1 protein-coding gene and 1 pseudogene are annotated in these 13,579 nt (G+C 46.2%); both read left to right on the top strand.

The window, feature by feature from the left end; genetic code table 11:
* Positions 1 to 5,036, top strand: a 5,036-nt coding sequence (locus ABH897_RS26920; RefSeq protein ID WP_404592936.1) for an amino acid adenylation domain-containing protein, incomplete at its 5' end; no start/stop codon positions are given.
* Between the two features lie 11 nt (positions 5,037 to 5,047).
* A pseudogene (locus ABH897_RS26910) lies at positions 5,048 to 13,579 on the top strand (amino acid adenylation domain-containing protein); the annotation flags it as partial.

Genomic DNA, 13,579 nt, shown 5'->3' with positions numbered 1-13,579 from the left:
GATGGTTCACCAGTCGCTATCCGGTACGGCTTTCCTTTCCGGCAGGGCAGGCATTATCCGTGCAAATCAAGACGGTGAAGGAGGAGCTGCGGCGGATTCCCAACAAAGGTATAGGGTATGGGCTGCTGCGCTACACCTCGGATCAGACCGAGGATGGACCGGCTGGCCAAACACCGGAAATCAGTTTTAACTATCTGGGGCAATATGATTTGAAGCCGGATGGTCATATGCGACCATCACCGTATCATGGCGGCCTAACTGTAAGCGAGCGTCATGTTCGTACGTACCTTCTTGAGATACACGGAATGGTTTATGAGGGGAAATTGTCGCTGACTATTTCCTATAGCCACACCCAGTACAAGAAGGAGTCCATAGAACAGCTTGGCAACTGCCTGAGAACGAGTCTGCAGGAAATTATACTTCATTGTATTTCTAAAGAAGGAACAGAACTCACACCTAGTGATGTATCGTTTTCTGAAATGGAAATCTCCGAGTTGGACCGTTTGATCCAATCTACACAACAGCTGGGTGAATTGGAGAGCTTATATCCGATGACACCGATGCAAAAAGGCATGTTGTTTCACAGTTTGCTCGATTCCCAATCGGAGGCCTATTTTGAACAGATGATCATTCATTTGGAGGGTCATCTGGATATGGATATTCTTGCTCAAAGTCTCAACAGATTAGGACAGCGACATGCTGTGTTCAGAACCAGCTTTTATAGTGGCTGGAACAAGGAAGCTCTGCAAGTGGTATTTCAAAAAAGCCGAATTGATCTGGTTTATCAGGACATCAATTGCATTGATAAATCAGAACGAAACGATAGGGTGTTCAATTTGGCGGCTGAAGACCGAAGAAGAGGCTTTGATCTAGAGCAAGACCCGCTAACGAGGTTTACGGTTTTGCAATCAGGTCCTGATGAATACGATTTGATCTGGAGCTTTCATCATATGTTAATGGATGGCTGGTGCATTCCGATGGTTACACAAGAACTGTTTGAGCTTTATGATGCGATCAGCCAGCGTCGTCCTCCCCGGCTGAAAGAAGTTTTTCCGTACAGCAGCTATGTGAACTGGCTTGGAGCGCAGAATCAGAAGGAGGCATCCGATTACTGGAAACATTACTTGGCAGGTTATGAAGGGCATACCAGCCTATCATCCGTTTTACCAGCGTCTCCTGTTGGGGCGCCATATCAAGCGAAGCTGGCTTGGAGCTTGGGAGAAGACCTGACAACTAAATTAAAAAACACAGCCATCCGTCAGCATGTTACTGTCAATACCTTGATGCAAACGGTGTGGGGCCTGCTGCTGCAGCGATATAATAATACCACTGATGTCGTGTTCGGCAGTGTTGTATCTGGTAGACCGCCTCATTTGCCCGGAATTCAGGACATGATCGGTTTGTTTATCAATACCGTGCCTGTTCGTATTCAGTGCAGTCCAGATCAGACTTTTTCTGAAATCATCCGTATCGTACAACAACAAGCTGTTGCTTCACACAGCTATGAGACGTTCCCGCTATATGAAATTCAGGCACAAACAGAGCAAAAACAAAAGTTAATCAGCCATATTATGGTTTTTGAAAATTACCCGATTGAACAGGCTCTGATACAAGGCAGTGATCTGGAAGCAACATCATTGCAGATTTTGGACGTCAAGACATCTGAGCAAATTAATTATGATTTCATGATAAGTGTCGTTCCTGGTGAAAATATGCAAATCGAATTTCAATACAACACAGAGACATACAGCCATGCACATGTGGCAAGGATGAAGGGACATCTAGAGCGTATAATTACCCAAGTTACCAATTTACCAGACCTTGTAATCCGCAAGCTGGATATACTGACATGCGAGGAATCCCAAAATATTCTTGAACACTTTAACAATACAGCGGCAGTTATCCCGGAACATATTCTTATTCATCAATTTTTTGAAGCGCAAGCAGCCCGAACACCAGAGCGCATCGCACTGGTATATGGTGAGGTACAAATGACTTACGCAGAATTAAACGCGCAAGCCAACAGGTTGGCTCGCACATTAAGAAAAGCAGGCGTTCGTGAGGATCACCCTGTAGCTATGCTATTTGAGCGTTCACCCCAGGTCATTCTCAGTATGCTGGCCATTTGGAAAGCGGGCGGGGCATATGTACCCATTGATCCAGAATATCCGGCGAGCAGAATCGAGTACATGCTAGAGGATTCGGGGGCAGCGGTTTTGCTGACGGACTATCATACGCAGCACCATATAAACTTTGCTGGAGAGAGCATAATAGTTGATCACACGCCATGCGGTGATGAGGATTCCCACAATTTGGTATGCAATTGTTCCATTTCTAATTTGGCTTATATCATTTATACATCGGGGTCAACCGGCCAGCCTAAAGGCGTGGCGGTAGAGCATCGTTCCGTCTTGAATTTTCTTCATACATTAGAACAACGGGGTCCACTTGAACCGGAAGATGTACTTTTGCAAAAAACTTCTGTCTCTTTCGACGCATCTGTGTGGGAATTGTGCTGGTGGATGCTAAAGGGCGCTTGTCTCAGTATACTGGAGCCCGGAGAAGAGAAAGACCCGGCAGCTATCACAGCCGCCGTCCAACGATACGGGGTGTCACATCTCGAATTCGCACCCTCCATGCTTCAAGCTTTTGTAGATTATGTTCGCGAGTACAGCGCAGCAGATCAGCTTGCAACATTAAAATATATATCGGTTGGGGGCGAAATGCTGTCGTCGTCATTAGCCCGGCAATTTTATGATGTGCTGACAATCCCGAATGGATCGCAGTTGTATAACACCTATGGGCCTACTGAAGCAACCGTTGAAGTTGCCAGTTACTTGTGTCATGATCAGCACTTTGAAAATAGCATCCCTATCGGTACGCCCAATCTCAATACTCGTCTATACATTTTAAATGAATTTTTACAGCCGCAGCCTATTGGAATCGCAGGCGAACTTTACATTGCGGGAGCTGGTGTGGCAAGAGGATACGTGAATCAACCGGAAGCAACCGCTTCCCGTTTTGTGCCGGACCCGTTCCAGACCGAACCGAACGCGAAAATGTATCGCACCGGAGACTTGGCGGTCTTTGGGCCAGAAGGATATGTGTACTGTCTTGGCCGTCTGGACGATCAGGTTAAGATCCGGGGATTCCGTATTGAAATGGGTGAGATCGAAAACATACTGCTTAAGCTGGAATCTGTTCAGGAAGCGATCGTGCTGGCAAGAGATGATGGCGACGGGGACAAGGTTTTATGCGCTTATATTACAGCAGGGAAACACCTCTCCACCAAAGATGTACGTACAGCAGTTGCACGTTATCTGCCTGCATACATGGTTCCTTCCTATGTAATACAACTAGATCGTATGCCGTGGACAACCAGCGGGAAAATCAATCGCCAGGCATTGCCTGTACCAGCCGCAGATCAGCAGTCAGCTGAAGTCTACATTCCGCCACGCACACATACGGAACAGCTGCTTGCAGCGATATGGGCTGACATATTGAAAAGAGAACGAGTGAGCATCACGGATCATTTCTTTGATATCGGCGGTCATTCACTTAAAGCAACTCAACTTGTAGCCAAAATTCATAAGGAACTGAATGCGAAAGTTACACTCAAGGATATTTTCACATACCCGACAATTGAAGACATGGCGGGGTATGTAGACCGGATGGAGAACCGTACATCGTATACTCCTATACCGAAAGCCCCGGAGAGTGTGTATTACCCTGTTTCTTCCGCACAGAAGCGGCTGTTTATAGCAAGCCAGTCTACAGGTGGAGAAATGGCCTACAATATGCCTGCTGTGCTGATTGTGGAAGGGGCTTTGGATGTAGATCGACTGGAATATTCGTTGAGGCAATTGATTCAACGGCACGAGCCTTTGCGAACGGGCTTTGAGGCAATTGAAGGGGAACCTGTGCAATATGTGCATGCAGAAGCAGTGTTTGACCTTGAGCAAATAACTGCTGGCGAAACAGCGGTTGACGTCATAATAAGTAACTTTATCCGGCCCTTTGAGCTTCATCGGCCTCCTTTAATGCGTGCCGGGATTGTCCCGCTTGGCAACAGTCGGCATTTGCTGTTGTTTGACATGCATCATCTGATTTCGGACGGCATTTCTATAAATATTTTCATGAAAGAATTCATTGAATTATATGAGGGTAAATCGATGCCTCCTCTTACTATTCAATACAAGGATTATGCCGTTTGGCAGCAACAGCATCTTGAAAATGAAGAGATGAACAAGCATGCAAAATACTGGCTTAATATGTTTAATGGTGATTTACCTAAGCTTGAATTACCAACAGATTATGAACGGTTACCTGTGCAAAGTCATGAAGGCGAAGAGTTTCAATTTGAGGCGGATATTACGGTTAGCCAAGGCATTATGAACCTGGAGAAACATACAGGTGCAACCCTCCACATGATATTATTGGCAGCTTATACGGTATTGCTTGCGAAATACAGTGGGCAGGAGGATGTGATTGTGGGTACACCGATGGCGGGCAGGACGCATGTAGATACGGAGCCGTTAATTGGTATGTTCGTAAATACACTCGCTATTCGGAATTATCCCTCAGCAGAGAAATCATTCCTCACGCTTCTCCAAGAGGTCAAGGATACGATGACAAGTGCCTTCGAGCATCAAAGCTATCCATTTGAGGAATTAGTGGACAAGCTCCATTTAAAAAGGGACATTAGCCGGACTCCATTATTTGATACGATGCTTGTACTTCAAAATACAGAGGAGACGACCTTGGCAATAGAGTCACTGACATTTACGCCATACACTAATGCCTATAATACCGCAAAATTTGATCTAACCTTATATGCGACGGCTGATGAACAGGGCTTACGATTCAGTTTTGAATATGGTACTCGTCTCTTCAAGGCCAAAACGATGGAGCGCATGTCCAATGATCTGCTTCTTATACTGATTGCCATATCTACTGACCCGAGAAGGAAATTAATGGACATTTCATTGAGTGAAATGGATGAAAATGAGCTTGGACTGATTGAAATCTCGATTTAAGACATCTTTACCAAAACGGTATGGGTAGACTGATTTCACTGTACTTCCAACAATTTTCCAAGGAGAGGGCCGCAATGAACGGATTTGAAAAAGAAGACATATTTTGGAGCGGACGTTTTGATTCTGACAGTCGGATGACAACATTTCCCTACAGTCACCCGGAAAACGGAGGGCAGCCAGCATGGGCAACAATTCAGACTGATTTGCCTTCCGAAATATCCAGCCGTGTATTGTCTATGGCTAAGGATTCGGATATGGCAGTGTATCTGATTGTTTTAACTGGCTTGAGCGGGCTGCTGTTCAAATACACTAATGAAAAGGACCTCATTTTAGGAATTCCGACTACACAGGCTCATCAGCAAATGTATCCATATATTGAGGAAATGCTGCCTTTAAAAGTAGAAATAAGCGATTCTTCTACTTTCCGATCGCTGTTAAGGGAGGTCAACCTGTCGGTTAATGAGTCCATTAAGCATCAGAATTTCCCTTTTCACAAAATGACGGAGCATCTGCATCTACCGACTGCTGAGAACGGTATGCCTAGTGTGCATACCGTTGTGTCACTTCGTGAATTACATGCTTCCGAGTTCCGTGATATGGCAATAACCGATAGTATCTTCACGTTCAGCCAGAACATGGGGACGCTAGAGATGTCCCTCCAATACAATAGCAGGCTGTATGACGAATCTTATATGCGCAAAGTGATGGAGCACTTTATCGGCATATTTACATTGATGATGGATCAGCCTGGACTGGAATTAGGCCAAATGGACATACTGTCTGCCGCAGAGCAGCAAGAACTTTTGACCTATTTAAACGATACCACACAAGCAGATTACCCACGTGAAGAGACCATTCACGGCTTGTTTGAGAAACAAGCCTGTCTCAGACCAGATCATCCTGCTGTTGTATATCAAGATCAATGCTTAACCTACAGACAACTAAATGAGCAGGCTAATCGGCTGGCAAGAACATTAAGAGCGGAGGGAGTAGTTACCGATCACTTAGTTGGTATACTGGTTGATCGTTCTCCGGCCATGATCGTTGCAATCTTGGCCGTCTTGAAAGCTGGAGGCGCCTATGTTCCTATAGACCCTGAATACCCGCAGGAACGGATTGAGTATATGATGAATGATTCCTGCGTTCAGGTTATTTTGACACAAAGCCATCTTCAAGCGAAGGTTGGTACTTCTGCCAATGTAAAGGTTCTGCTGCTGGACGATGCACATTCGTATGCTGAGATTCACTCTAATCCTCAATATCCCGTGCATTCGCAAGCACTTGCTTATGTAATCTACACATCTGGAACTACGGGCCAACCTAAAGGGACTCTAATTGAACACAAAAATGTTGTACGGCTGTTGTTTAACAGTCAAAACCGGTTTGACTTTGGAGCGGAAGACACCTGGACGATGTTTCATTCCTATTGTTTTGACTTCTCTGTTTGGGAGATGTACGGGGCACTGCTGAACGGGGGTAAATTGGTCATCGTACCGACTTTAACGGCTAAAAATCCGCAGGAGCTCAGAAAACTGATTCTGTCTGAAAGGGTTACAGTTCTGAATCAGACGCCCACTTATTTTGCACAGCTCATTCAGGATGAGTTCTTGCACAGTCCGACTATGCTGCATTTACGGAAAATCATTTTTGGCGGGGAAGCACTCCGTCCTGCGATACTCAAGGAATGGCGAGAAAGATATCCAGCGATACAATTAATCAATATGTACGGCATTACAGAGACGACCGTGCATGTCACGTACAAGGAAATTGGAGAGCAAGAGATAGAATCTGGTAAAAGCAATATCGGACAACCCATCCCGACACTGCAAGCTTACGTATTAAATAACCGGAAGCAGCTAATGCCTGTAGGCGTGCCCGGCGAATTGTATGTAGCTGGCGACGGATTAGCCAGGGGTTATTTACAAAAACCTGAGCTAACAGCAGGGAAATTTGTGGAGCATCCATTCGTGTCCGGTGCAAAAATGTATAAAACCGGAGACTTGGCCCGTCTGCTTCCTGACGGCGATCTGGAATATTTGGGACGCGCAGATCATCAGGTGAAGATCAGAGGACACCGCATTGAGCTGGGTGAAGTGGAATTACAGCTTATGAAAATCCCTTCAGTCCAGGAAACAATAGTTATTGCCAGAGAAAATGGAGCAGGGCAACAGCAGCTTTGCGCTTATGTGGTGGCAGAACAACGTGTGACGGCAGCCGGCTTGAGAGAGCAGCTTGCCCTGCATTTGCCCACATATATGATACCATCCCATTTTATTCAGTTAGAACGAATGCCGCTCACACCAAATGGGAAAATTGACCGCAAAGCTCTGCCTTCTCCCGAGACTATGGTGCATACCGATAAAGCTTATGTACCACCGAGTACGCCAGCGGAAGCTGCTTTGGCTGTCATTTGGGAAAATGTTCTTGGTGCCTCGAGAGTGGGCATTACCGATAATTTTTTTGATCTGGGAGGAGACTCCATTAAATCCATTCAGGTATCTTCCAGATTGTATCAAGCAGGATACAAGGTTGGTATGAAGGAGCTGTTCAAGTATCCGACTATTGCGGAATTAAGTCCTTACATCCAGTTAATAAGCCGGACGGTTGATCAAGGGGAAGTACAGGGGAAGATGAAATTATCCCCGATTCAACACTGGTTCTATGAACAGATGACTACGGATGTTCATCACTTTAATCAGTCTGTCATGCTCTACCGTGCGGAATCGTTTGAGGAAACTGCGCTACGTAAAGTCATGTCGCAGCTGGTATGTCATCATGATGCGCTGCGCACGGTATTCCGGGAGAGCGGGCAAGGCTATAAAGCTTGGAATCGGGGAAGCAATGAGGGAGAAACGTTTTGCCTTTATACCTACGATTTCACCCGCGAAAAGAACCCTGCTCGTTCAATAGAGCAAAAGGTGTGGCAGATACAGGAGAGCATGGATTTGTGCAACGGTCCTCTTATAAAACTTGCTCTTTTCCGATGCGCAGAAGGCGATCACTTGTTCATCACCATTCATCATTTAGTGGTGGACGGGGTTTCATGGCGTATTTTGCTGGAAGACATAGGAACAGGATATGACCAGGCGCTTAAAGGGGAGAGTATCCAATTCCCATATAAGACAAGCTCGTACCGGGAGTGGACGGAGTGGCTTAGCGTGCATGCCAATGATTCGCATTTACAGGAAGAACGCGAGTATTGGGAACGCATGGAAGCCTTGTCTGTATCTTCTTTACCTAAGGACAGACAGGCGGATAATGGACGAATGGCTGACAACGCGGTGGTAACTGTACAGTGGACCGAAGAAGAGACACAGATGCTATTAAAGAAAACGCATCAAGCATACAATACTGAAATTAATGATCTGTTATTAACTGCACTCGGATTAGCGGTCCAGCGTTGGACCGGCTTTGAGCAGGTTATAGTTAATTTGGAGGGCCATGGACGTGAAGCCATTTCTCCGGATCTGGATATGACGCGGACGGTTGGCTGGTTCACGAGCCAATATCCGGTTCTGCTGGATATCAGCCGGAACCATACACTATCGGACCATATTAAACATGTGAAAGAAGGGCTTCGCCAGATTCCACGTAAAGGGATTGGCTATGGTCTGTTCAAATATTTGTACGCCCGACAGACGGAACGCAATGTCCTGTGCAAACCGGAAATCAGCTTTAACTATCTTGGTCAATTTGATCAGGATTTGAATAAGCAATCGCTTCGTCCATCATCTTATAGCGTCGGTCCGTTGGAAAGTGAAAATCATCCGCGACATTATGCTTTGGATTTAAACAGCATTATTTCCGGCGGTGCCTTAACCCTGTCCATAGGATACAGTGATCACCAGTATGACGAACAGACTGTGCGCCTGTTTGGTGAATATGTGCGGACGGAGCTTTGTAGAGTCATACAACACTGTGCGGCCCATACACGTACAGAGATAACACCAAGTGATGTCTCATTCCGTGGATTGACGATTCCTGTGCTTGATGAACTGGTGAAGTATACAGCGGATACTGGAGAGATCGAAAATGTATGCTCGTTAACTCCCATGCAAAAAGGCATGTTATACCACAGCCAGCTTCATACGCAGTCCGGGGCTTATTTTGAACAAGCAAATTTTAATATCCAGGGGAATTTGGATATCTCTTTAATGAAGCAAAGTTTACAGCAGCTTACGCAACGACATGCTATTTTCCGTACTAACTTTTACAGTGGCTGGAGCGATATGCCTTTTCAAGTTATTTATCGGCAAAGGAACTTTGAGTTTCATGAACAAGACATCCGGGGGATGAACAAAGAGCATCGTGAAGGCTATATAGATGCTTACACAAGGGATGATGCGTCTCGGGGCTTTGATTTGTCACAGTATGCACTTGTCAGGATGTCGGTTTTGCGTACTGGTGACACAGCTTATCGTTTTATTTGGAGTTTTCACCATATCCTCATGGACGGATGGTGTGTACCGCTGGTCCTCCGCGAACTGCTGGAAATCTACACTGCGGCACAGGAGGGACGGGAACCCCGTTTGCCTGAGGCAGTACCCTACACGACGTATATTGAATGGCTGGAACAGCAAGATGAGGAGGCAGCAAAAACTTACTGGAAAACTTACTTGCATCAATATGAAGGGGAGACACTTCTTCCAGGAAGCAAGCTGACAGCAACCAAAGCGTTTGAAGCGAATGCGTATGATCCGCAGCAATGGACCCTCTCAGTCGATTCACAATTAACTGCCCGTTTAAGGCAGATTGCCGCTGAGCATAAGGTAACTTTAAACACACTGCTTCAAACGGCGTGGGGAATACTGCTTCAAAAGTGGAATCGTCATCAGGATGCGGTATTTGGAAGCGTTGTGTCCGGCAGACCCGCTGAAATCCCGGGAGTTGAACATATAGTTGGCTTGTTCATTAATACGGTCCCTGTGCGTGTTCGCTGTGAACCTACAGATACTTTCGATCAAGTAATGGCTCGGACTCAGCAGATGGCTATAGCCTCTCATGCTTACGACACATATCCATTGTATGAAATACAGGCCCAGTCCGGCGTATCTCGTAGTGTAATTACACACCTGCTGGTGTTTGAAAACTATCCAGTAGAGCAGGAGATGGAAGAAGTAAATGCTGGTCATCATAATTCCGGTACATTGACGGTAACAGATGCTTCACTTGATGAATATACAGGCTATGATTTTAATCTCATAATCGTTCCCGGAGAAACGCTTACCTTCCGTTTTCAGTATAACGAGCTGGCTTATGCGGAAGAAGATGTGCAACGATTGGGTGGTCATCTGCTGCAATTATTATTTCAGGTCGCACAGTGCCCGACTTTTCTTGTACAAGCATTGACCTGTATTACAGAAGATGAGCAGACACAGATATTAGATGAGTTCAATCATACGGATAGAGCATATCCGTCCAATCTGACCCTTCATCAATGGTTTGAAGAACAGGTGGTGCAGACACCGGACCAGGTTGCTGCGATAGCGGGGGATCGGCAATTCACGTACCGGGAACTTAACGGACAGGCCAATCGGTTGGCAAGGACGTTGAGATTAAACGGAACTGGACCCAACCAAATCGTCGGGCTGATGACGGATAGATCGCTGGAAATGATGGTTGGGCTGCTTGCCATACTTAAAGCTGGCGGGGCCTACATGCCGATTGACCCGCTGCTGCCTGAGGAACGCATAGCCTACATGCTGCACGATGCAGACGTAACTGTAATGCTGTTGCAGGCTCATCTTCAGCCACAAACTTCCTTTACAGGCTGCTGTCTTGTTTTGGAAGATCCGGGCTGTTACCAGGAGGATGACAGCAATTTGACTCCTGTTGCCGGTCCTGAAGATTTGGCGTATGTCATCTATACTTCAGGTACGACCGGTCATCCAAAAGGGGTTATGATTGAGCATCGTTCTGTCATAAACCGGATCCATTGGATGCAATTCAGTTATCCTCTGAACGATAAGGACGTTATTTTGCAGAAGACTACCTTTAGCTTCGATGTGTCTGTATGGGAGTTGTTCTGGTGGGGAACTCAAGGGGCAAGTGTTGTTTTTCTGGAGCCGGGAGCGGAAAAGGACCCATTTACGATCGCTCAGGTCATAGATCGCTATCAGATTTCGGTGCTACATTTTGTTCCTTCCATGCTGTCCGTTTTTCTGGATGGTGTGGCAAGTAGTATCCAGGACATATCGTTACACAGCTTGCGCTGGATATTTGCCAGTGGAGAGGCGCTGAAACCACAGCATGTTAGCCGCTTCAATTCACTGCTGCGAGAACCTAACGGGACACGGCTGGTGAATTTGTACGGTCCGACGGAAGCAGCCATTGATGTATCTTACTATGATTGTCCGGAAGGCGTGGCTCCAGGGAAAATACCTATAGGAAAACCGATTCATAACATCAAGCTGTATGTCGTAGATGCGGATCATCATTTGCAGCCAATAGGAGTTCCAGGAGAGCTATGCATCAGCGGAATCGGATTGGCTCGTGGCTACATCAACCGTCCTGAGCTGACGGCAGACAAATTTGTTGCTTGCCCGTATGCTTCCGGAGAGCGCATGTACAAAACCGGTGATTTGGCTCGCTGGTTGCCCGATGGAAATCTGGAGTATTTAGGGCGTATCGATCATCAAGTGAAAATCCGGGGTTACCGGATTGAACCTGGTGAAATCGAAGCGATGTGGCTAAAAGTACCGCATGTACATGAAGCTGTCGTCATGGCGAGGAAGGACCATACAGGTGAACCTTTCCTGTGCGGATACTTTACAGCAGCTGTTCCCATATCCGCTTCCGAGATTATGGAAACCCTGTCCCAACAGCTTCCAGCTTACATGATACCTTCTTTTGTCATGCAGCTTGACCATCTGCCTGTCACATCCAATGGAAAGCTGGATCGCAAGGCTCTCCCGGAGCCTGATAAAGTGGACTTTATGCAGGATCGGTATACTGCCCCACAAACAACACTGGAAATACAGCTATGTGGAATATGGGAGGAAGTTCTTGGTTTGTCACCGATTGGGTTGGAGGGCCATTTTTTTGAGCTTGGAGGCCATTCTCTGAAAGCAACTACACTGGTTTCCAAAATTCAAAAGAGCATGAATATACCGTTAAAAATCAGGGATGTATTCCAGCATCCGATTCTGGGACAAATGGCGCAATACATCTCGGCTCTGGAGCAGCAAATCTATATCCCGATTCCGGTGGCGGCAAGCAAAGAGCACTATCCGCTTTCTCCAGCGCAAACACGGCTATACTTGGCAGCCCAATCCCAAAGCGGCGGAACTGGATATAACATGCCAAGTGGTATGGTCATTGAGGGAGAGCTGGATATCGCTCGTCTGGAAGAAGCATTTCGACTGCTTATAGCAAGACATGAGTCGCTCCGCACGGGATTTGAGTTCATTCAGGGGCTGCCAAGACAGCGGGTGCACGCTGAGGTTCCTTTTTCCATCGACATTGTCGGGGAGGAAAAAAAGGTGGATTATGTTCGTCATTTCGTTCGGCCGTTTGAGCTGAGGCAAGCACCGCTGCTTCGAGCATCTATCATCGTGCTTGAACGGGAACGCCATATTTTGTTATTTGACATGCATCATTTGATATCTGATGGAGTATCCATGAACCTTCTCGTGCGTGAGCTGGTCAGCCTGTATGAAGGGGAGATGTTGCCGCCGCTTCGTATTCAATACAAAGATTATGCGGTGTGGGAAACGGAACATTTCCGCCGGGATCAACTCGCGAAAAAAGAAGCTTATTGGCTGAACAGGTTTAGCGAAATTCCACCGCAACTGGAACTTCCTACGGATTTTAACCGTCCGACTGTATGGAATCCAGAGGGAGCAGTCGTGTCCTTCGAGCTGGATGAAGCTTTAACAAGGTCGATAAGCAAAATGGAAGAGGACGAAAAAGTAACCCTGTATATGATCTTGCTGTCTGCTTATACGATACTTCTGTCCAAATACAGCGGTCAGGAAGATATTATTGTAGGAACTCCTGTTGCGGGTAGAACCCACGTGGATATGGAGCCGCTCATTGGCATGTTTGTAAATACTTTGGCAATCCGCACAGATCCTCAAGGTGAACTGACATTCACCAATTATTTGGGCCATGTTAAAGAAACTATGCTGTCAGCCTATGAAAACCAGGAGTACCCTTTTGAGCAGCTGATTCACCGTCTGGGCATTTCGGCACCAGCCAATCGACATCCTTTGTTTAATACGTTTTTTGTCCTGCAAAACATGAATGCTGAAGCAATTCACAGCAGTTCTCTAAGAATGGAGCCGTATGATCTAGGTGACACCACCGTGGCTAAATTTGATTTGACGCTGTACATGCATGAGGATGGAAACAGGATTTACGGAAACTTTGAATATAGCACCAGCCTTTTCAAAAAACAGATGATTGACAAGCTTGTCGCTGATTATACACATATTCTTTCAGTGGTTGCCCAACACGTCTCCATTAAAATCAATGAAATTCAATTGCAACAAGCAGAGGCCCAACCTATCGTAGACATGGACGCGATAGAGCTTAACTTTTGA

The organism is Paenibacillus sp. RC73 (assembly GCF_044908085.1).
GTDB lineage: Bacteria > Bacillota > Bacilli > Paenibacillales > Paenibacillaceae > Paenibacillus > Paenibacillus terrae_A.
Note: the sequence above shows the minus strand (reverse complement) of the source record. Positions and strands in the feature narration are given on the sequence as shown.